General features: G+C 45.7%; 20 protein-coding genes. 16 read left to right on the top strand and 4 right to left on the bottom strand.

The genetic code is table 11. The annotated features are described in order from the left end of the window. Positions 1–156: 156 nt before the first annotated feature. Together B3G15_RS05800 and B3G15_RS05795 are read left to right on the top strand one after the other, a co-directional pair. The gene (locus tag B3G15_RS05800) at positions 157–1,545 is read left to right on the top strand and encodes an amino acid permease (RefSeq protein ID WP_214748465.1); all 1,389 of its coding nucleotides are present in this window, start codon (positions 157–159) and stop codon (positions 1,543–1,545) included. Positions 1,546–1,638: 93 nt separating this feature from the next. Continuing rightward, the gene (locus B3G15_RS05795) at positions 1,639–2,418 is read left to right on the top strand and encodes a GNAT family N-acetyltransferase (protein ID WP_290716967.1); all 780 of its coding nucleotides are present in this window, start codon (positions 1,639–1,641) and stop codon (positions 2,416–2,418) included. A gap of 21 nt (positions 2,419–2,439) precedes the next feature. On the opposite strand, the gene B3G15_RS05790 is transcribed toward B3G15_RS05795, so the two are convergent. Further along, the gene (locus B3G15_RS05790) at positions 2,440–2,886 is read right to left on the bottom strand and encodes an NUDIX hydrolase (protein ID WP_214748471.1); all 447 of its coding nucleotides are present in this window, start codon (positions 2,884–2,886) and stop codon (positions 2,440–2,442) included. Beyond that, positions 2,883–3,977 (bottom strand): nitric oxide synthase oxygenase, encoded by a 1,095-nt coding sequence (locus B3G15_RS05785; RefSeq protein WP_414651114.1) that lies wholly within the window; start codon positions 3,975–3,977, stop codon positions 2,883–2,885. The genes B3G15_RS05790 and B3G15_RS05785 overlap by 4 nt, the downstream gene beginning before the upstream one ends. A gap of 187 nt (positions 3,978–4,164) precedes the next feature. On the opposite strand from B3G15_RS05785, the gene B3G15_RS05780 reads away from it, so the two are divergent. Next, complete coding sequence (locus B3G15_RS05780; RefSeq protein ID WP_023466934.1) at positions 4,165–5,022, top strand: YihY/virulence factor BrkB family protein; 858 nt, start codon at positions 4,165–4,167, stop codon at positions 5,020–5,022. A 50-nt stretch (positions 5,023–5,072) separates the two neighbouring features. Here B3G15_RS05780 and B3G15_RS05775 read toward each other — a convergent pair whose 3' ends face one another. Further along, positions 5,073–5,921 carry a sulfite exporter TauE/SafE family protein gene (locus tag B3G15_RS05775; RefSeq protein ID WP_214861432.1) on the bottom strand — a complete coding sequence of 283 codons (849 nt, stop codon included), beginning with the start codon at positions 5,919–5,921 and terminating at the stop codon, positions 5,073–5,075. Positions 5,922–6,036: 115 nt separating this feature from the next. On the opposite strand from B3G15_RS05775, the gene B3G15_RS05770 reads away from it, so the two are divergent. The 9 genes from B3G15_RS05770 to B3G15_RS05730 all read left to right on the top strand — a co-directional run bounded on the left by B3G15_RS05770 (position 6,037) and on the right by B3G15_RS05730 (position 11,407). Then, complete coding sequence (locus B3G15_RS05770) at positions 6,037–6,885, top strand: LysR family transcriptional regulator (protein WP_290716958.1); 849 nt, start codon at positions 6,037–6,039, stop codon at positions 6,883–6,885. A 145-nt stretch (positions 6,886–7,030) separates the two neighbouring features. Then, positions 7,031–7,294, top strand: coding sequence for a metal-sensitive transcriptional regulator (locus B3G15_RS05765; protein ID WP_023466936.1), 264 nt, complete (start codon positions 7,031–7,033; stop codon positions 7,292–7,294). Between the two features lie 54 nt (positions 7,295–7,348). After that, positions 7,349–7,828: a DsrE/DsrF/DrsH-like family protein gene (locus B3G15_RS05760; protein ID WP_023466937.1), complete on the top strand. Its 480-nt coding sequence runs from the start codon at positions 7,349–7,351 to the stop codon at positions 7,826–7,828. Positions 7,829–7,850: 22 nt separating this feature from the next. After that, positions 7,851–8,210 carry a rhodanese-like domain-containing protein gene (locus B3G15_RS05755; protein WP_047391640.1) on the top strand — a complete coding sequence of 120 codons (360 nt, stop codon included), beginning with the start codon at positions 7,851–7,853 and terminating at the stop codon, positions 8,208–8,210. A gap of 25 nt (positions 8,211–8,235) precedes the next feature. Next, positions 8,236–8,532 (top strand): rhodanese-like domain-containing protein, encoded by a 297-nt coding sequence (locus tag B3G15_RS05750; protein WP_290716949.1) that lies wholly within the window; start codon positions 8,236–8,238, stop codon positions 8,530–8,532. A 28-nt stretch (positions 8,533–8,560) separates the two neighbouring features. Next, complete coding sequence (locus B3G15_RS05745) at positions 8,561–9,136, top strand: sulfurtransferase TusA family protein (protein ID WP_290716946.1); 576 nt, start codon at positions 8,561–8,563, stop codon at positions 9,134–9,136. 35 nt (positions 9,137–9,171) lie between these two features. Beyond that, positions 9,172–10,308 carry an MBL fold metallo-hydrolase gene (locus B3G15_RS05740; protein WP_064300580.1) on the top strand — a complete coding sequence of 379 codons (1,137 nt, stop codon included), beginning with the start codon at positions 9,172–9,174 and terminating at the stop codon, positions 10,306–10,308. A gap of 43 nt (positions 10,309–10,351) precedes the next feature. After that, positions 10,352–10,579: a sulfurtransferase TusA family protein gene (locus B3G15_RS05735; protein WP_029343316.1), complete on the top strand. Its 228-nt coding sequence runs from the start codon at positions 10,352–10,354 to the stop codon at positions 10,577–10,579. 51 nt (positions 10,580–10,630) lie between these two features. Further along, positions 10,631–11,407 (top strand): sulfite exporter TauE/SafE family protein, encoded by a 777-nt coding sequence (locus B3G15_RS05730; protein WP_214772119.1) that lies wholly within the window; start codon positions 10,631–10,633, stop codon positions 11,405–11,407. 64 nt (positions 11,408–11,471) lie between these two features. On the opposite strand, the gene B3G15_RS05725 is transcribed toward B3G15_RS05730, so the two are convergent. Continuing rightward, complete coding sequence (locus B3G15_RS05725; RefSeq protein WP_223041255.1) at positions 11,472–11,858, bottom strand: DUF302 domain-containing protein; 387 nt, start codon at positions 11,856–11,858, stop codon at positions 11,472–11,474. A 186-nt stretch (positions 11,859–12,044) separates the two neighbouring features. Between B3G15_RS05725 and msrB the strand changes: the two genes are divergently transcribed. The 4 genes from msrB to B3G15_RS05705 all read left to right on the top strand — a co-directional run bounded on the left by msrB (position 12,045) and on the right by B3G15_RS05705 (position 20,637). Next, a complete protein-coding gene (msrB, locus tag B3G15_RS05720; RefSeq protein WP_214858752.1) occupies positions 12,045–13,145 on the top strand; it encodes a peptide-methionine (R)-S-oxide reductase MsrB in 1,101 nt (366 codons plus the stop codon). A 144-nt stretch (positions 13,146–13,289) separates the two neighbouring features. After that, complete coding sequence (locus B3G15_RS05715) at positions 13,290–16,187, top strand: S8 family peptidase (protein WP_290716935.1); 2,898 nt, start codon at positions 13,290–13,292, stop codon at positions 16,185–16,187. Positions 16,188–16,332: 145 nt separating this feature from the next. Next, positions 16,333–18,903 carry a HAMP domain-containing sensor histidine kinase gene (locus B3G15_RS05710; RefSeq protein ID WP_290716933.1) on the top strand — a complete coding sequence of 857 codons (2,571 nt, stop codon included), beginning with the start codon at positions 16,333–16,335 and terminating at the stop codon, positions 18,901–18,903. 195 nt (positions 18,904–19,098) lie between these two features. Beyond that, on the top strand, positions 19,099–20,637 hold the full coding sequence (locus tag B3G15_RS05705; RefSeq protein WP_290716930.1) for a GGDEF domain-containing protein: 1,539 nt from the start codon (positions 19,099–19,101) through the stop codon (positions 20,635–20,637). Positions 20,638–20,646 lie beyond the last annotated feature (9 nt).

Below are 20,646 nucleotides of genomic sequence, written 5' to 3'. Positions count from 1 at the left end.
GCGTTGTCGCATTTTCACAAAAGTGGTTTGACCACTTTGTGAAAAAATACAGAAAAAAAGACTTATCGAACCTGACATCGTTTGTTATGATTAGAAAGTCAATTACCTCAATGATTTGAATATTCAGAAAAAAGAGAAAAGTTCGGAGGATGAAACATGAGTTTGCTTCGCAAGAAAGATGTCAGTGTAATGATGGACATGAAACAACATTCCAAACTGGCACGTCACTTATCAGGGTTTGACCTCATTTTACTCGGAATCGGTGCCATCATCGGGACCGGAATTTTCGTTCTGACAGGAACGGGCGCTCTTTATGCAGGACCTGCTTTACCGATCTCATTCATTATTTCCGCTGTCGTCTGTGCGCTCGCAGCCCTTTGTTATGCTGAATTTTCGTCGATGATTCCCGTCTCAGGTAGTGTATATACGTATACATATGCAACGATCGGGGAAGTCGTGGCTTGGATCATCGGCTGGTGTCTCATTTTAGAATACGGACTCGCTTCGAGTGCCGTTGCCACCGGCTGGTCAGGGTACTTCCAGTCACTGTTAGCAGGCTTTGGTCTCCATTTACCGACAGCTTTAACAGCTGCTCCAGGTGCTGTACCAGGAAGCGAAACGTTCTTTAACTTACCAGCGTTCTTGATTCTGATGGTCATCACGCTCTTGCTTTCGCTTGGGATTAAAGAGACAAAACGCGTCAACAACATCATGGTACTCGTCAAAGTTGCCGTCGTCGTCTTGTTCATCGTCGTCGGGATCTGGTATATCGAACCAGGCAACTACAAGCCGTTTGCGCCGTTCGGTATGAGCGGTGTCCTGCAAGCATCAGCGATTGCCTTCTTCGCTTATCTTGGATTTGATGCCGTCACATCGGCAGCAGAAGAAGTCAAAAACCCGGGACGTAACTTACCGATTGGGATTCTAGGATCGCTTGCGATCGTTACCGTTTTGTACGTCGTGGTCTCTGCTATCATGGTCGGAATCGTTCCATTCAAACAGTTTGAAGGTGTTGATAGCCCAGTATCCCTTGCCTTAAAAGTGGCTGGCCAAGACTGGGTCGCTGGATTCGTTGACTTAGGAGCCATCGTTGGTATGACGACGGTCATCCTCGTCATGACATTTGGTCTCGTCCGTCTCTTGTTCGCGATGAGCCGTGACGGATTATTACCGAAAGTCTTCTCAGACGTCAATGAAAAGTCACACACACCAGTTAAAGCGACTTGGATTCTCGGAACGACTGCTGGTTTAATCGCTGGATTCGTGCCGCTTGGTACACTTGCTGAATTGATCAATATCGGAACACTGGCAGCCTTCTCGCTCATCTCGATCGCGGTCATCGTCCTACGCCGGACGCGTCCCGATTTGAAGCGCGCCTTTAAGGTTCCGTTCGTCCCAGTCTTACCGATTTTGTCAGTCCTTGCTTGTATCATGCTCATGTTCAACTTACAACCATTCACGTGGATTGCCTTCTTTGTCTGGACAGCCATTGGATTACTGTTGTACTTCGGATATGGACGCAAGCGTTCGAAACTCCATCAATGAATCGACTAACACCCTTGGCGACAAGGGTGTTTTTGTATGCAGGAAATGAGGCGAACGAAAGCGAAACAGCTCAGTGGAAAAGGAGGTTTTTCGATGATTCATATTCAACGCGCACCTGGCGTAAAAACGGCGTACAAAGCGATGCAGGATGGATTCCAAGATTATTTGATTCCACTGCACTTATCGGAAGCAGAATTCCAAGAGCGCATCATCGAACGAGACGGGAACCAATTGGAGCATTCATTCGTTGCCTATCATGGAGAAATACCGGTCGGTCTCTGGCTGAACGGTTGGAAGGAGATCGAGGGTCAACGCATCATGCGGTGTGGGGGACTGGGGATTTCACCACAATATCGTCGTCTTGGGATCGCGAAAGCCTTGTATCAAGCACAACTGAGCCATGCTAAAGAAATCGGAATGGATGGTCTGATGCTTGAAGTCATTCAAGGGAACGATCCGGCAATTCGCTTGTATGAATCGCTTCACTATAAGATTGTTGGAGAAATCGGATATTTTCATTTAACGGATGAACGTCAAGAAGCCGCTCTGCCGACGATCGAAGAAGTGGAGTTTTTAAAACAATACCATGGACAAGGGGAATACATCTGGCAGCAAGATCCTCATGTCATGCAGCAATTACAAACGGATTATTACCAATTAGAAGCAAGTGTAGTGGCAGTAGCCGGATCATCTCTCTTGTCAGTCGTAGGTCCAGCAGAACAAAAAGCACGACATGCGACAGAAGTCGTCCGTCGTTTACCGGGAACGACCTACCATTATCAATCAACAGATGTGCAGGTTTGGGAGGCATTACGTTCTGAAGGGTGGACTCAGCGGGATTTGAAACAATACATCATGCGTCAGTCGCTATAAACAAAAACCGCTGCTATTCATTTAGCGGCGGTTTTTGTAGTCTTCAATCATTCGAGCGTGAGAGCCGACCAAATGATCAGGTAAGTCATCAAGCGGTACGAACTGGAGCTTGATGCTTTCATCACTTTGCTTTAACGTTCCGATCGGATGTTCACCGATATAGGCGAGAGTGACGCTTTGAAACACGTCTCCGTTCGCTAAGGTCGTCACGTATTGCGGACCAGAGTAGACATCAAGTAACGTTAATCGTTCCACTTCTAATCCCGTCTCTTCCGCGAGTTCCCGACGCGCGGTCTCTTCCGGTGATTCCGCCCATTCCATCAATCCTCCGGGTAAACCAAAGCGGGCTTGTGTTTCGTTGCGTTGTTCGAGCAAAATGTGTTCATTTTGTACGACGAGGACGACAGAACCGACGAGAATGACTGGGTCATGACCGATTTTTTGACGTAACTGTTCGACATAATTCATTTCAATGCTCCTTGGTGAAACGGACAGCCGGTCACAGGTGCCGTCTGTGTTGATTTTGGAAAGAAGTTCGGTCGTTTGATTTCTGGGTCGTAATCCTTATGGAACATATGCGTCGTTGCCCCACTCATCGGTGGCACGAGCCAGGACCATTCCCCGGTGACATCACGACCACACGCGGCTTCATTTTTTTCAAAACGAGCGAACTGTTTGGCAGCCGTATGGTGATCGACGATCGTAACACCGGCTCGTTCGAACGATTCGAGTACGGCAACGTTCAGTTCGACGAGCGCTCGGTCTTTCCAAAGCGATCGTTCACGTGAGGTATTCAGACCGAGTTGTGTCGCGACGAGCGGTAACAGATCGTAACGATCCGTATCAGCGAGGTTACGGACACCGATTTCTGTTCCCATGTACCATCCGTTGAACGGGGCACACGGATAGACGATGCCACCGATCTCGAGCTGCATGTCGGCAATCATCGGCACAGCATACCAGCGGACTTCGCGACCACCGAACAGATCATAGTCAGGATGTGTGATGCTGACTTCGAGCACGAGCTCATCTGGAATCGGATGCAGACTGACTTGTCCATCGAGTTCAATCAAGAGGGGCAGGATATCAAAGGGGGTACGTGCTCCGGACCAGCCAAGTGCTTCACATTGGCGCGTCAGTTGGATGGAAGCCGGATCGCCGATGATTCCTGTTGCGGTCTCATAACCAGCGTAGCGGATCAGTTGGTGATTATGCAGCCGGACACGTGTCGGATGGAAAATCGTTATCGTTGAGCGAATTCGTCCCTCGTTCGTCGCGAACCGGATATGCTCAAATAACGCGTCGCGGACCGCTTCAACGGTCAACGCATCCCGCGCGTCAAAGACATGGAGTTGTTCCCAAAAGAGACGTCCCACACATCGGTTACTGTTCCGCCAAGCGAGCTTGGCGCCGAACGCTAGCTCGGAAGCTGTCTGTTCGTACGTTCCTGTCGTTTCAATCGAACGGATGACTTCTTGCTGACGTCCGGCCATTTCGGGGTATTGCTCTATATAAGAAGTAAAGAAGCGTTCTGCTTCGGTTTGAATGAGTGAGTACACGAATCGAAATCCTTTCTAAAAAACAAGCACGATACAATCTCTGTTCCTAGTGTACCCCGCGCAGAACCGAAGCGACAAACTTGAATGATGTATAAGGTTGTTATAAGTTCAAAAGACTTCGAAAAGTTTAAAGGAGGTATGAAATGGGGGATAGTGTAGAGAATTAGTTGAAAGTGAGGAAATTTGTATGTCTTTAATCAAACCTGTATTTGCCCGTTTTTTTGGTGAAGCCTTTTTTGATAAATCGGCTCAGCTCGCCTATTATCTGATGTTGTCCTTATTCCCGTTCTTATTATTTGTAGTTGGCATTGTTTCGTTCTTACCGTTTACGTCCGATAACGTGCTGGATTTAATTCGACCGTTTGCTCCGGCAGAAACGTACGATTTGATTCAGCGGAACGTTGTTGGAATCTTTGATCAAGGCGGCTTTAAACTTGCCTCGATCAGTTTCCTTGCCGCCTTTTGGCTCGCTTCGATGTCAGTCCAGTCACTTGTCCGCTCGCTGAACGATGCGCTCGAAGTGACACGAAAAGCACCATTTTGGCGCGGACTGTTGCAAGACTTCGCCTTTACGATCGGGATGATGATCATCTTACCGATTTCATTGATTGTTCCGATTTCAGAAAAGTTAACACGGCGTTTCATCAACCACTTTGCAATCGTCGCTGATTTCGTGACGAACTATTCGTGGATCTGGTTCTTATTCCGCTGGGGACTCGGGACGTTGTTCTTACTTGTCTTTTTCATCTTATTGTATCGGATCTTACCGAGTGTCCGACTAACGGTTCGTCAAGTACTTCCTGGAGCCATTTTTGCGACGATTGCCTGGCAAGTCGTCTCGGAATTTTTCTCCTATTACGCTGAGTTCGGTAGTTACGATCGTCTTTACGGTCAGCTTGCCGGAATCATCGTCTTGATGACATGGTTCTATTTGTCTGCTGTCGTCCTGATGTTAGGGGGATTGATGAATGCGGAACGCATGCGTCAGAAAAAAGAGGCAAAAATCATGAAACCGCAAAAAATCAAAGAAGAAAGCGTGCGTTAATCATTGAGCACGCACAAAAGCAGCTGACGATGTGTCAGCTGCTTTTTCATTTAGGCCGTTTTAAGAATCCGGTAACCGAAGACGCTCAACAGGCTGAGTGTGAATAAAGCGAGTAAGACGAGTGACAGATAAGGAAGACCGAATACTTTGACGATGACGCTTAAGGCGACGACACTATAAAAGATTCCTAACGTCTTTTGAACGAACGGTTCATTGAAGCGATGCAAGAGTGAAGCACCGAGTGGTGAGCCGATGAACGCACCGACGATTAAAGCAATCCCGAGTGATAACGGAGCACTGGTTCCGGAAGCAACATAACTCGTCACGCCTCCAAGAACAATCAATGTCGCAGAGGCGATGCTCGTTCCGATTGCTTGTTTGAGCGGAAAGCGAACCCAGGCGAGCAAGAGCGGCGTCAACAAGAATCCACCGCTGACACCCATCAATGAAGAGAGAATTCCGGCAGCAAGTCCGATGACAGCGAGCTTCACGACGGAAGCATGATGGACCGGAAAAGACGGACGTTCCTTTGAACGGGGACGAAGGAATTGAATCGAAAAACCAATCAGTAAGACAATGTAGAGACTTGATAATACGACATCAGCACCAGCATGACGCTCGAGCCAAAAGACGACTGGTGTGATCAACGCAGAACCGATGATGCCAGACAGACCAATGATCCCGGCATCACGAAAACGGAATGTTTTTAATCGAAGATGCGAGAGCGTGCCGGTCACAGTCGATCCGAGTGTCAGCAACAGACTGAGGACAATCGCGGTGCTGGCTTCATAGCCAAGAATCAACAAAAGTGGGGTCAGGATGATGCCGCCACCGATTCCGAAAAAGCCGGAGAGTATGCCGATGGTTGCTCCTAACAAAATAAATGAGATATACATCATGAAACAGTCCTTCTTTCTAATACGTGATACCTTGAGTATGAAAGAGGAATACAAAATTATAAAAATGAATTAATTATATATAAATGATTATGAAATGTAATAAGGAGGGGTATTGTTGAAATTAACTGAACTCAGAACGTTCGTCACACTCGTTGAAACACGTCACTTTACGAAAACGGCAGAACAGTTATTTCTGTCGCAACCGACGGTCAGTGTTCACGTCAAACGACTAGAAGAAGAGATCGGACATTCATTATTAATACGTGATTCATTCGCAATAGGGGTCGAGGTATCGGAAATGGGCTGGATTGTCTATCGCCATGCAAAAGAAATTCTTTTCCAACTCGAACAGATGCAGTCCCAGCTGGATGAATCGGAAGGTGTCTTCAAAGGTACACTACGGATAGGAGCAACGCATACGATTCACGAAATGTTGCTCGATGACATGATTCATCTGTTTTCAAGCGCTCATCCCGAGGTATCACTAGATATCCAATTAATGAATCACGATCAAGTGGCAGCAGCCTTAAGACATCGTGAGATTGATCTCGGGATGATCGAAGGAGAACTGACACTTGATGGAATCAAACAAATCGTCTTTGCGAAAGATCAACTGCATATCATTGGAGCGACACATCTTGCACTCGAAGACGCGACGTGGATCGTCCGGGAAGAAGGATCCGCTTCTCGCTATGCACTTCATCGTTGGCTTGATGCGTCGTCGATCGTTCCCACTCGAACGATTACAGTAGATGCGAATTATTTAGCGCGACAACTTGTTTTGAATGGGAGTGGTATTGCAGCGCTGTCAGAACGACTTGTCACGTCTTTCCCGTCTGAATCTTTTACAATTCATGCGAAAGGGATCTCCAACCGGACGTTTCGTTATCTGTTACCAGAGAAGATGCCAACTCGACTAGCCGAGCGTTGGATCGATTTTTTAGAAGCGAATTGGAAAGGCTGACTACAAAAAGATTTTCGGACTCACTGAACATAGTGATGAATCCAGAAATCTTTTTCGTTGACTTATACCCCTGTAGGTATTATTGTATGAAATGTACCAACGAGGTATGACGTATGTCACATTTAAAAAAGGAGATGGACTTCATATGGAAAACGGTTATGAAGATCGCATTATTCATCGGATGAATCGGATTGAAGGACAAATCCACGGAATCGTTCGAATGATGAAAGAAGAGGCGTCCTGTAAGGATGTCGTTACACAACTGAGCGCTACACGTAGTGCAATCGATCGCGTCATCGGTCTCGTCGTCAGTGAAAACTTGATTGACTGTGTCCGTCAGGATGATGCGACGGAAAATCATGAACAAGCCGTTGCAGAGGCTGTTCAACTCTTAATGAAAAGCAGATAAAATTTTTTACGAATTAATATACCCCTTAGTGTAAAAAATGGAGGAATTACATTCATGTCAGATACGAAAAAAACAACCATCGTTTTATTTAGTGGAGAGTACGACAAAGTCATGGCAGCTTATATCATTGCCAACGGTGCAGCCGCATACGATCACGAAGTTACGATTTTCCATACCTTCTGGGGTTTGAATGCGATGCGTAAGGATGAACCGATCCAGCCGGATAAAACATTCCTTGAGAAGATGTTCGGTAAGTTCATGCCACGCGGTGCTGATAAGATGCCACTCTCGAAAATGAACTTTGGTGGTGCAGGTCAAAAAATGATTAAAAACGTCATGAAGAAGCACAATGCGATGCCACTTCCAGACTTAATCGAATTAGCGAAAGAACAGGATGTCAAACTCGTCGCCTGTACGATGACGATGGATTTACTCGGTTTGAAACAGGAAGAATTACACGACGGGATTGAGTATGCAGGTGTTGCCGCCTACCTCGCCGATGCGGAGAACGGAAACGTCAATCTATTCATCTAATGATCTGAAGGAGGAATGACGCATGGATGTACTATCGATTATCTTGTTGCTCGTCGTCGGCTATCTTGCTTATAAGATGTTCGCTCCAACAAAAGGCGTCAAGCAAGTGTCGACCACGGAACTGAAGCCGTTACTAAACGACCGCAAACGATTTTATCTCGATGTTCGGACACCGGCAGAATTCAAAGGCAATCACATCAAAGGATTTAAGAACATTCCGTTACAAACGCTAAACAGTCAACTGAATCAAATCCCGAAAGACAAAGAAGTGCTCGTCATCTGTCAAAGCGGGATGCGAAGCAAACAAGCCGTTAAAGTACTAAAAAAAGCCGGTTATTCAAATGTCACGGAAGTCCGTGGCGGAATGAATGCCTGGCGCTGAATCGAATCAAGAGGAGGAATTGAACATGAAACGCATTACAGCAACAGAAGTACAGGAAAAAATCGAACGTGGTGAACAACTGAACGTCATTGATGTCCGGGAAGTTGATGAAGTCAAAGAAGGAATGATTCCGGGAGCGATCCATATTCCACTCGGATTGATTGAATTCAAGATGAACGAACTCGACAAGAAAAAAGAGTATGTCATGGTATGCCGTTCTGGTGCGCGCAGTGGTCGCGCAACGACATATCTCGAAGGACAAGGATATGACGTGACGAACATGGATGGTGGCATGATGTCGTACGAAGGCGAAACAAAATAATACCCCACACCGTAAAGGAGCGAATTGTATGACTATGATTAAATCAGATATCGTATTGGACGCCAAAGGTCTCGCTTGTCCGATGCCGATCGTTCGGACGAAAAAAACGATCAAGACGTTAGAACCGGGACAAGTCATCGAAGTCCAGGCGACGGATAAAGGATCAACTGCAGATCTCCGTGCCTGGGCAAACAGCACCGGCAATCATTATTTAGGCACGATTGAAGAAGGCGAAGTACTCCGTCATTACGTTCGGAAATCAACAGGTGATGTCACGGAACCAGCAGCATTCGCTCAAATCGTCGACAACGCAACAGTCGAAGCAGCACGCCAAGACGATTCGATCACGGTGCTTGATGTTCGTGAACAAGCAGAATATGCCTTCGCCCATGTACCGGGAGCCATCAATATTCCGTTAGGCGAACTGGAGACACGCCATGCAGAACTGGATTCAAATCAGACGATTTATGTCATCTGCCGGACAGGTAGCCGAAGTGACATGGCATGCCGACAGCTCAGTGACAAGGGGTATACGGTCCACAATGTCGTACCGGGTATGCAGGAATGGGCGTCTGAGACGACGACACTCGTTTCAGCGAAATAATACAACAGCGTAAAGTAGAGGAGGAACGAGTAGATATGGCACAAGCAATGACAGCCGCACAAGTTACAAAAAAAATCATTGGACGTGAGTCTCTGTTCATCTTAGATGTCCGGAATGAGGATGCGTTTCAAGATTGGAAAATCGAAGGAGAGAACTTCAAGTACCTCAACATTCCGTATTTTGAATTGTTGGATGGTGTCGAGGAGATTCTCGATCAGCTTCCGACGGATCAGGATGTTCTCGTCGTTTGCGCAAAAGAAGGTTCATCGATTTTCGTCGCCGATATGCTAGAAGAAGCAGGACGAGACGTATCGTATCTGTCAGGCGGTATGAAAGCATGGAGTGAACATCTAGAACCGATTTCACTCGGAACGCTGAACGAAACAGGAACTGATCAAGGCGAAGTCGTTCAGTTCGTTCGAATCGGTAAAGGTTGTCTCTCGTATATGGTCATCTCAGAAGGAGAGGCCGTACTCATCGACGCGACACGAATGACAGATGTGTATTTGGATTATGCCGCATCACGCAACGTCACGATTAAGCATGTGTTTGATACACATCTTCATGCGGATCATATTTCTGGAGGACGCGACATCGCCGAAAAAACAGGCGCGACATACTGGTTGCCGCCAAAAGATGCGACGGATGTCACATTCGATTATGCACCACTTGAAGACGGTAGTACGGTTCAAGTGGGGGATACAGCGATTGAAGTACGCGCTCTTTATTCCCCAGGACATACGATTGGATCGACTTCATTCATCGTCGATCAGCGTTATTTATTGACGGGTGATATCTTGTTCATCGACTCGATTGGTCGTCCGGATTTAGCCGGTCTCGCGGAAGACTGGGTCGGCGACTTACGCGATTCGCTCTACAACACGTATCGTGATCTTTCACCAGAACTCATCGTCTTACCGGCACATTTCATGATCATTGAAGAATTGAACACGGATGGTAGTGTAGCGGAAAAATTAAGCATCTTGCTTGCGAACAATCATGGTCTCAACATCGACGATGAAGCAACATTCCGGAAAATGGTCACAGAGAACCTGCCGCCACAACCGAACGCGTATCAAGATATCCGTGAAACAAACATGGGGAAACAGACACCCGATCTTGAAACACAACGGGAAATGGAAGTCGGACCGAACCGCTGTGCGGTACGCTAAGCCGATGCATAACGAACATCAAATCATTCAGGAGGAATACAACATGAAATCAGAACTCGTACTCGACGCAAAAGGACTTGCTTGTCCGATGCCAATCGTAAAAACAAAAAAAGCCATCGCTGGACTCGAATCAGGTCAAATCCTTGAAGTCCATGCAACGGATAAAGGGGCAAAAAACGATCTTCAGGCGTGGGCGACATCAGGTGGTCATGAACTCGTCAAACATGAAGAAGAAGCAAGCGTCCTCAAATTCTGGATTCAAAAAGGTTAATTTCGAAAAGAGAGCTGATTTACGGCTCTCTTTTTTAAGGAGTGATAAACGATGGAATTCGGTTTTATCGTGACGATTTTCTTAATCGGATTTGTCGGATCCTACATTTCAGGAATGTTAGGAATTGGCGGTTCAATCATTAAATATCCGATGTTATTGTATATCCCGCCGCTACTCGGCTTTGCAGCATTTTCTGCCCATGAGGTTGCTGGAATCAGTGCGATTCAAGTCTTTTTTGCGACGATTGGTGGCGTCTGGGCTTACCGAAAAGGCGGTTATTTGAATAAATCATTGATCGTCTACATGGGGGGATCGATTTTAATCGGTAGCTTCATCGGTGCGTATGGTTCAAATATCCTGGCTGAAGACACAATCAACATCGTCTATGGTGTTCTTGCGTTAACGGCAGCGATCATGATGTTCGTTCCGAAAAAGGGAATCGACGACATTCCACTTGATCAGGTCCAGTTCAACAAAACTATTGCGGCGGTATCGGCATTCATCGTAGGTGTCGGAGCCGGAATCGTCGGTGCGGCAGGTGCCTTTTTACTCGTCCCGATTATGCTCGTCCTCTTGAAAATCCCGACACGGATGACGATTGCTTCGTCATTAGCGATCACGTTCATTTCGTCGATCGGCGCAACGGTTGGTAAAATCACGACCGGACAAGTCGACTGGGGTCCTGCGGCAATCATGGTCGTTGCTAGTTTAATTGCAGCACCACTTGGCGCAATCGCCGGGAAGAAGATGAACACGAAGATTCTCCAAGTCATTCTTGCTGTCCTGATTTTAGCGACAGCCGTGAAGATTTGGATCGACATCCTGTGAACGAAAGAACGCTCTACTTGTATGATGTTTCCTTTACGAAACAATGTACAGGTAGAGCGTTTTGTTATTGTGTAGCTTGATCGATTACGTGTCGTAACGTATGTTCGACTTCTTTTGCGACAGTTTGAAGTGCTGCCTCGTCTGCTAAGTCCATCAAGGCAGTTGGTTTTGGCATTCCGACTTTCGTTTGTCCTTTTTCGGTATAGACGACGATTTTACATGGAAGAAAGTAACCGGCCCGTAAGTCATGGGAAACGACGCGGTGCGCCTCTTTAGGTTGGCATACCTCTAAAATGTGATAGCTTTCATTAAAAGAGAGTTCTTTTTCTTCGAATTTGTTTGCTAAATCAAACTCCCATAAGACACCGAACGATGCCTCGGAGAGAGCTTGCTTCAGTTGAGTCATGACGTGATCTAAATCGTGATGTGACGTTACAGTATAATCAAACATAAATACCCCTCCTGGTGTTATTTGATATATAGTCTATTCCCTGATTGGACTTGTTTAATCCGGAAGATCCAATGTGCTCCGTTTGAGCACAAGCTACGACAAGACGGCATGAGCGCGGTACAGTTAAATAAAAGAACATCCAATAGACGTCATGCGACGTAAGCTAAATAAAGGAGGCGAAGGGAGATGAAGAAACGAATGTGGACGATTGTATCAGTCATCGGTCTCATCGTCATCATGGTCGGGGGATACTTCGTGTTCCAGCAACAGCAGGCAAAATCAAGCGGCAGTAAGGAATTAAGTTATCAACCGGAAGAAACGGCGATTTTAGCTGGCGGATGCTTCTGGTGTATGGAGCCACCGTTCGAAAGGTTAAAAGGCGTCAAATCCGTCATTTCTGGTTATACGGGCGGCGATGTTGAAAATCCGACGTATAATCAAGTGTCAGCGGAGACGACAGGTCATCGGGAAGCTGTATTGATCACATTTGATCCGAACGTCATCTCGTACAAGCAATTGTTGGATGTCTACTGGCGCCAGATTGATCCGACGGATGCAGATGGTCAATTCGTCGACCGTGGTGAGTCTTATACGACGGCGATTTTCTATACGAATGAGAAACAAAAAGAAATCGCAGCGCAATCGAAACAAGATTTAGAGAAACAACAAGTCTTCGATGATAACATCGTCACACCGTTGATTGCGGCAGGTCCTTTTTATGAAGCGGAAGCGTATCATCAAGACTACTATTTGAAGAGTGAGAAAAAGTATAAGTTTTACCGAGCAGCTTCTGGACGCGACGACTTCATCAACCGTTACTGGAACGATCAACCAAAGCTTGATCTTCCAACCTATCCAAAATTATCAGACGCAGAAATCAAAAAGAAATTAACCGACATCCAGTACAAGGTGACACAAGAAGATGGGACGGAGCCGGCGTTTGATAATCCGTATCACGATTTGAAAGCAGACGGTATCTATGTCGATCTGATTTCTGGCGAACCATTGTTTTCATCAAACGATAAATATGATTCGAAGACAGGATGGCCGAGTTTCACGAAACCACTTGAGCCGGGTAATATCATTGAGAAAAGTGATTTTTCAATCGGCATGAAACGGATGGAAGTCCGGAGTCGACATGGAAATGCCCATCTTGGACATGTCTTCTCGGATGGTCCAGAGCCAACGGGGCTTCGGTATTGTATGAACTCAGCCGCTTTACGTTTTATTCCGAAAGAGGACTTGAAACAAGAAGGATACGGTGAATATGTAGCAGATTTTAAATAATCATTAAAAGGCATCCGATGCTCATATGCATAGGATGCCTTTCCTTTCAAAATTGTAAGATACATCCATAAAATAAATATCCATTTTATCCATATCCTGTTTATAATCAAGATAAAGTACATCCATCTTGAAGGAGGAACATGTGTGAAGAAACTGATGATTTGGGTCATGCTGAGCTGTCTGATTTTGACGCTTGGAGTAGGACCTACGACAGCAAAGGCGGAAACAGCCCTTGCTAAAGCAACGCTCTTGAAAGTAGGACAAGAAACGACGCTTGAAACAGGAACGGAAGAAAAAAATACATATTGGTACCGCGTCAACCATGAAGCGGGTGTAGAGAAGAACGCGTCTCACTTCGAACTATCGATCGATACGGATCAACCTGTTCAAGTAACAGCGTATCCGAGTGAAGCGATGGCTGCGGAAGACGATACGTTTGATCGTTACCGGACAGAGGCGGAGCCAGATGAAAAAAATCTGACGAAATTAGCTGTTCCATATGCATGGGATGGACCGTATTATGTCAAAGTCGAATATTACCCGAACATCGAAGAAGGTAAGACGACAAAAGCCGCTCATGTCAAATTGACGTATAACAATGTCAAACTACCTGTCGAGTATGAGCCGATCAATGACATCAGCTGTATGGCAGAAGAAGCACTCAAGCAAACAAAAGAAGAAAAGCCGATGCTTGCACTCATGCACTCGATCCAAAAGCAAGTGTTGAGCCAATCGGATGCAGGACGTGCTTTGACATCGCTTTACTACAAAGCGTCTCCTTACGTCGTCAAAACGCTTTTATTCAATAAAGAAAAGCGTCAACAAGCATATGAAGATTTAAAAACATTGAAGCCGGCAATGGAGGCACTCGTACGTGGAACATCGTACACGCTTACGAAAGCCGATCAACAAGCTGTCGATCGTCTCTACAAATTATCACGTGACGCATCTCCTGCTGTGATTGCGGAAGAGATTGATGGATACGCCAACAAAATGAATGTCTCTACATTAAGTGGTAGTTCGTTAAGCGAGACATTCAAGTCAATGGGTATGAACATTCAATCAAAAGAAGCGACACGTTACATCGTTAAATTAAAACCAGGTAAGATGAACCGTTCGATGAAGATTGCAGGTGTTCAAGCAAATGATGTGGAACGTTTATCCCTTGGTAATGCGGGAGACTTCGTCATCGTAACGGAAGATCCAACGGTCAAAGGACAATCAGCGGCAGCATTAAAACAATCACTCAACCGTTCTTCAGCGGTCGAGTACGTTGAAAAAGTTCAGACGTACCGGGCGACGAATGATATCAACTTCGATTATCAATGGGCCGTAAATAAAAAGACCGTTTTTGAACAATTCGATAACGTTGGAATCGGTTTTGAAGCGTTCCAACAACGTTTCGGTTCGAAGAAGTTAGCGCCTGTGAAGATTGCAGTCATCGATACAGGTGTTGATTATCGTTTGAAGGACTTACAAGGAAAAGTTGATATCGCAAATGAAAAGAACTATGTTTCCGTCAACGGTGACGGAGATGCGCTTGATGACAACGGTCACGGAACACACGTGGCAGGCGTCATCGCAGCAACGATGAACAACGATTACGGGATCCAAGGGATTCATCAATCAGCACAAATCCTACCGGTTAAAGTCTTGAATGCAAACGGCGAAGGAGAAACAGACGCGATCGCACTCGGGATTAAATATGCAGTCGATCATGGCGCCAAAGTCATCAACATGAGTCTTGGTGGCGGTGAGAGCCGGACGATGGCTTATATGATGAAATATGCAGCAGATCATGGTGTTACGGTCGTTGCGGCTTCAGGAAACGACTATGACATGATGGTCGGTTACCCAGCGAACTCGGAATATGCGATTTCTGTTGGAGCGACGAACCCACTCGGAATGGTCGCTGATTATTCGAACTATGGTGTTGGACTTGATGTCGTAGCACCAGGATCGAAAGTCGCTAGTTTGATTCCAGACGGTAACACGGTATACATGGATGGAACAAGTATGGCTTCACCACACGTTGCAGCAGTAGCGGGAATCTTGAAGTCACTGAACCCGAAACTGACACCAACACAAATCGAACAGATCTTGCGTAAGAGTGCAGAGCCGCTTGCGTTTGAAAATCCAAACGACTGGTTCGACTTTGAAGAAGATGAAGACGGGGAAAAGATGGAACCTGAATTCCCAGCTTACGTCAGCCCAGTCTCTGGATACGGAAAAGTCAGTATTCCACGCGCGATTTCTCAGTTGAACTTGAGCGGGAATGTCAATGACGTCTACGATAACCAATTGTTTGTCTCTGGAACAGTCAAGACAGGAACGAAAGTTGAAGTGTGGGCAGCACTCGTAACGAAAGATAAGAATGGTAAAGAAACGACGACGAATAAAAAGCTAGCTACGACAACGGCTCAAGCAGGAAAATACAGCGTCAAGATTCCGCGGCAAAACCAAAAGACGGTCTTGACGGTTCGCTATGCGAATGGACTAGACGTCACGTCGGAACGGACAGAAGTCCTTCCTGGAAAAGCACCAAAAGCACCGAAGGTCAAACCGGTTCTTGCTGGTGCGACAAAAATGACAGGTACAGCTCTCGCTGGCGGTACGATTACTGTCAAAGATGCGAAACAAAAGAAAGTCGCCACAGCAAAAGTTGATGCAAAAGGTCATTTCAGTGCGAAATTACCAAAACAAGTCGGTGGTTCAAGCTTGATCGTCACAGTGACGGATATTGCCAAACGCACAAGTAAACCGACGATCGTAAAAGTCCTACCAGCACCAACAGCACCCAAAGTGAAATCAGTCTATGCCGGACAAACGAAAGTAACCGGGACAGCTGAAAAGAAATTGAGTGTTTATGTAAAAGATGCGAAGAAAAAAGTCATCGGAAAAGGAACAGTTTCTGCAAAAGGCAACTATTCTGTCAAAATTCCGAAGCAAAAAGCAAAAGCGAAGCTTTCCGTCTACGTTAAGAATACACGTGGTCAAGTGAGCCCTGTGACTTCTGTGACCGTGAAGAAAGCAAAAAAATAAGCGGATAAAAAGACCTTTTTTCGGGTACATTCCGAGAAAAGGTCTTTTTTTGTATATCCTAGCTGTTGCTTCGAAAGCGTTTCTATTATATTTAAAGAAACAAATGAAAAAGCATCATTCGATGAATGATGAGGAGGATACATTCATGGTGAATTGGATTCGGCGACGAATCGGTCGGCAGTTGCTGACTGTTTTTTATGCGGTACTGATCGTAGTATCGATTACTTCGTTCTTTGTCTATGACTATATGGAAGGACGAATCGAAACATCAAAACAGAATCTCGAGACGATCAGTGAACAAAATCGCCGGGCCAATGATTTGTGGGACAATTGGCAAACCGTCCAGTTTGGATTGCGAGGATTCGTCATTTTTGGTAACCAAGAACGGTTTGATGAGATTCAGGCGCTCCGAACAGATATCAAAAGTGAGACGGATTGGTTCATGCGAAACGCAAAAACAGATGAAGAAGAAGAATTCGCAGCGCAAATGACGAATTTATATGAGTTATACTATGATGCCTTGTTCCCGTTGACCCAGTCTTACGTCAATGAAAAAAAGGCGAATCGGATCAATGAGGACTTCTTACAGGGGGATAGTCTGTTTTCTTTGCCGATTGCCGAGCGTCTTGTTGATCAAGGGCGATTAAAGCCAACTGCCGATGGTTCGATTGATATTACGCCAGATATTGAAAAAGCATCTGCAGCACTTGAGGAATACCGGACGAATCTCAGCCAACAACAAGAAACGGCTGTCGGTGAACTTCGGAGTGAGGTCGCAAAATCACAATGGATTTGGATCTCCAGTATTGTTGTGCTCATCGCCTTCATCCTCTTATTCGTGCACCCGTTCCTTCGCCGGATGACACGACAATTACTACGCTTAATCGATGATAATCAGAAGCTCGCTCGGAAAGAACCGATTGAGATTGATAAAGCTGCCGAACAGCGACCAGACGAAATCGGATTGTTGCGCGCAGCCTTTAATCGGATGGTCGTCACGACAAATGCCCATACGGATGCGATGCAAGGCAAAAACGAAGAGTTGCAGGCGCAAAGTGAAGAGTTGCTCGCGCAACAAGAAGAACTGCAAGCGCAACAAGAAGAACTCGAAGAAGCGTATCAAACAACGAAAAAGAATGAGGAAAAGCTCCGATTGCGTAGCGAATTGACCGAGGCGCTTGCTGTTCGCGAAACCGTCGAATCGTATCCGGCAATCGTCCAGAAGATGATCGATATCACCTCTTCGGAGTACGGTGCTCTATTGCTCTATGAAGAAGGACAGTTCATGGGTGCGACGACGAATGGGATGACGATGGACTATTTAAAAGTTCTTCTAAAAGATGAGATGTCCGTCATCAATCGATCGGTTCGGGAGATGGAATTTGTCCAATCAGAAAAACGAGTGACACGTCAAAAAGACCATCCGTATTCATTCAGCACGCATGAAGTGACGATTCCGATTGAAGATCCGGAAACGCATGAATTGATTGCAGCCATCTATCTGGTTCGTTATAAATCTGCCTATAAAGGGCAACAGTTGACGGATATTCGCGAGTTTGCGCAACAGATGACGTTATCGCTCCTGCGAACGCGCTCGTATGAAGAGATGCGTCAAGAAAAAGAAAAGACAGAGCAAGTGTTGGATTCCATTCGGGAAGCAATCATTTATCTTGAAGATGGAAACGGAGAGTTATACGTCAACCGACCTTTGTTTGAATTGATTCCAGAACTTCAATCGGAATTCACGGTAGATCGGACGTTACCGTCGAGTGAGTATGTCATCGATGTGATGCGCCAGTTGGTGGATGATGTCGAGGCGTTTAATACGTATCTAGAGTTGATTCGTTCCGGTGAGATTTCACCGGACAAGGTCCGATTTGATATTCGAAATAACACAGCTCATTTAGAAGTCTACGCAGAACGCATTGACGTCGTCGGAGGATGGAAGGGAATCATTCTCGTTTTACGGGATATTACCCGGGAAACAGAAGCCGATCGTCTCAAAACAGAACTCGTCTCAACCGTATCGCATGAATTACGAACACCGCTCTCATCGATTTACGGTTTTACAGAGTTGATGCTAAATCGAAAAATCGATGACTCGAAACAGCAGAAGTATCTAGCGACGATCCATAACGAGACAGAACGCTTATCAAACCTTGTCACGGATTTCTTAGATGTTCAGCGAATGCAGTCAGGTGGACAGTTATACCAAATGGCACATCTCGATTTATTTAGCCTGACTGAACAAGTGATGTCCTTGTATGACGCTTCAAGTGAACGGCACGATCTTCATTTGCAATTGCTCAGCCCGGATCGTCCATTCATTTTAGGAGATGAGGACCGAATCAAACAATTGATGAGTAACTTGATCAACAATGCGATCAAGTACTCTCCGGATGGTGGGCGTGTTGATGTCTGGATTGATACGAAAGACGATCAAGCTATCATTGAAGTGAAGGATGAAGGAATTGGGATTCCGCATCATGCCTTTGCCCACTTATTTGATAAATTCTATCGTGTCGATAATTCCGATACACGTCGAATCGGTGGAACTGGACTTGGATTGTCGATTTGTAAGGAAATCGTCAAAGAGCATGAAGGTGTCATTCATGTCGAATCTGAAGTCGGGAAAGGAAGTCGTTTCATCATCGTCTTACCCCTCAGTCTGACCGAATCGATCGAGCCGACAGAAGAGAATCGACGTTCTAGTTAAAGAACTAGGATACATTTCAACTAAACCGTGTTCAATCCGCTAGGTGCGAGCACGGTTTTTTCTTATGTTTGAAACGAGTAATCTTGTCAAAAAAGATTTCAATAAAATAAAAAAAGAGTGAATAAACAGCAATCCTGAACCGATATACCTATAGGACAAACGAACTATGGTTAAAAAAGGAAAGGGGGAATCGTCATGTATGAGAAATGGCTGGGAATCGTTATAGGCTGGTTACTGTTTCATATCGGCTGGGTGACGTATATGGGCACGGATACGGCAATTGGACAAGTCGTTAACAGCCTGTTCACGATCGGTGGTGTAACGATCTCCCTCTATTTGATTTGGCGGGCACAGCGACGCCAGGCAAGACGCCCTTTTACTTACCGCTTATTTCTTCTATTATTATTCGCTAATGCGATGCTTGGTATCGGCGAATGTGGACAGCTCCTATACTTCCTGCAAGGACGTACACGAACGGAACCGTTTGATTGGATCGACTTGATCTTCAGTCTTCAAATCTTGATCTATATCATTGCTTTCGGTTATTTCCTGCGTAATCGACGACAAGAAGTCAATTTGCGGGTCTTTTTGTTCGATGAGTTCATCATTTTAGTCGTTGCAGGATCTCTTTCGTGGCACTACTTAGTGACGCCTTATTTAGAAGCGAATGCCTTGTTGACGATTGAAACGCTTTTATGGCTTCGTTATCCGATCGGTGATTTATTGTTGCTCGGTGGAATGATTGTCTTATTCTTTGGTTTGATGAAGCGTGGCAATGGCGGCTCGTTATTATTGATTTTACTCGCATTTCATTTTCAGTTACTCGCTGATCTATTATACGTGGTACTCGAACGATTTGATTATCCATTTCCTTCGAGTTGGCTCGATCCGTTATGGTTAGCGACTGTCATGATCGTCGGGCTTGCCGCATATCGCTTTGACGCTGAAGAAGCGCTCGTTCCTCTTGACGTCACACGGAGATGGATCGATGTCTTACGTTTAATTACACCTTACTTATTCTTATTGATTCTATTCGTGACGATGGCACGGCAAACGATTAGTTGGAACGGTTTGACGATTGGTCTGATGATTGCGATACCGTTGTTGATTTCCCGTCAAATCCGGATTGTCGTTGACAATCAACGGTTGCGCGAAAATCTCGAAGCGAAGGTGGAAGAGCGAACGGAAGCATTAGCAACTGCCATGGAGGAGATGCGGCACATGGCATACCACGATGCCTTAACAGGGTTACCGAATCGGTATCTGTTTGCGCGACTGTTCCAAGATGCCTTGTACCGGGCGGAAGCGAGTGAAAGACAAGTCGGATTATTCTTTATCGATATCGATCACTTCAAAGAGATTAACGATACGTATGGACATCGTGTCGGAGATCAACTCATCGTCGATGTCACGACACGCTTACAAAAAAAACTGCCGCCCAATACAGTCATTTCAAGACAAGGCGGAGATGAGTTCGTCGTCTTATTGTTTGACGTTGAACAAGAAGCAGAAGTGGTGCAGTGTGGAGAACATCTCGTTTCCTTGTTCCAACAGCCGTTTCACCATGGCATCATTCCACTTCCCGTAACGGCAAGCATTGGTGGAGCGATCTATCCTGCGCATGCAGCCTCTCGATCAGACTTGATCGAGCAAGCAGACCTAGCGATGTATGAGGCAAAACGTCGCGGGAAGAATCAATTTTGTATGCATGATTCGACGGTAACAAAGATATAAATGAAGTCA

It is taken from the genome of Exiguobacterium sp. UBA1053 (assembly GCF_002316465.1).
GTDB lineage: Bacteria > Bacillota > Bacilli > Exiguobacteriales > Exiguobacteriaceae > Exiguobacterium_A > Exiguobacterium_A abrahamii.
The sequence above is the reverse complement of the archived record's forward strand: the minus strand, read 5'-3'. Positions and strand labels throughout refer to the sequence as shown.

What these genes read in the sequence shown, in the direction of transcription:
- B3G15_RS05800 (WP_214748465.1), top strand. Translation starts at nt 157, where the DNA reads ATGAGTTTGCTTCGCAAGAAAGATGTCAGTGTAATGATGGACATGAAA.
- B3G15_RS05795 (WP_290716967.1), top strand. Translation starts at nt 1,639, where the DNA reads ATGATTCATATTCAACGCGCACCTGGCGTAAAAACGGCGTACAAAGCG.
- B3G15_RS05790 (WP_214748471.1), bottom strand. Translation starts at nt 2,886, where the DNA reads ATGAATTATGTCGAACAGTTACGTCAAAAAATCGGTCATGACCCAGTC.
- B3G15_RS05780 (WP_023466934.1), top strand. Translation starts at nt 4,165, where the DNA reads ATGTCTTTAATCAAACCTGTATTTGCCCGTTTTTTTGGTGAAGCCTTT.
- B3G15_RS05775 (WP_214861432.1), bottom strand. Translation starts at nt 5,921, where the DNA reads ATGATGTATATCTCATTTATTTTGTTAGGAGCAACCATCGGCATACTC.
- B3G15_RS05765 (WP_023466936.1), top strand. Translation starts at nt 7,031, where the DNA reads ATGGAAAACGGTTATGAAGATCGCATTATTCATCGGATGAATCGGATT.
- B3G15_RS05760 (WP_023466937.1), top strand. Translation starts at nt 7,349, where the DNA reads ATGTCAGATACGAAAAAAACAACCATCGTTTTATTTAGTGGAGAGTAC.
- B3G15_RS05755 (WP_047391640.1), top strand. Translation starts at nt 7,851, where the DNA reads ATGGATGTACTATCGATTATCTTGTTGCTCGTCGTCGGCTATCTTGCT.
- B3G15_RS05750 (WP_290716949.1), top strand. Translation starts at nt 8,236, where the DNA reads ATGAAACGCATTACAGCAACAGAAGTACAGGAAAAAATCGAACGTGGT.
- B3G15_RS05745 (WP_290716946.1), top strand. Translation starts at nt 8,561, where the DNA reads ATGACTATGATTAAATCAGATATCGTATTGGACGCCAAAGGTCTCGCT.
- B3G15_RS05740 (WP_064300580.1), top strand. Translation starts at nt 9,172, where the DNA reads ATGGCACAAGCAATGACAGCCGCACAAGTTACAAAAAAAATCATTGGA.
- B3G15_RS05735 (WP_029343316.1), top strand. Translation starts at nt 10,352, where the DNA reads ATGAAATCAGAACTCGTACTCGACGCAAAAGGACTTGCTTGTCCGATG.
- B3G15_RS05730 (WP_214772119.1), top strand. Translation starts at nt 10,631, where the DNA reads ATGGAATTCGGTTTTATCGTGACGATTTTCTTAATCGGATTTGTCGGA.
- B3G15_RS05725 (WP_223041255.1), bottom strand. Translation starts at nt 11,858, where the DNA reads ATGTTTGATTATACTGTAACGTCACATCACGATTTAGATCACGTCATG.
- msrB (WP_214858752.1), top strand. Translation starts at nt 12,045, where the DNA reads ATGAAGAAACGAATGTGGACGATTGTATCAGTCATCGGTCTCATCGTC.
- B3G15_RS05710 (WP_290716933.1), top strand. Translation starts at nt 16,333, where the DNA reads ATGGTGAATTGGATTCGGCGACGAATCGGTCGGCAGTTGCTGACTGTT.
- B3G15_RS05705 (WP_290716930.1), top strand. Translation starts at nt 19,099, where the DNA reads ATGTATGAGAAATGGCTGGGAATCGTTATAGGCTGGTTACTGTTTCAT.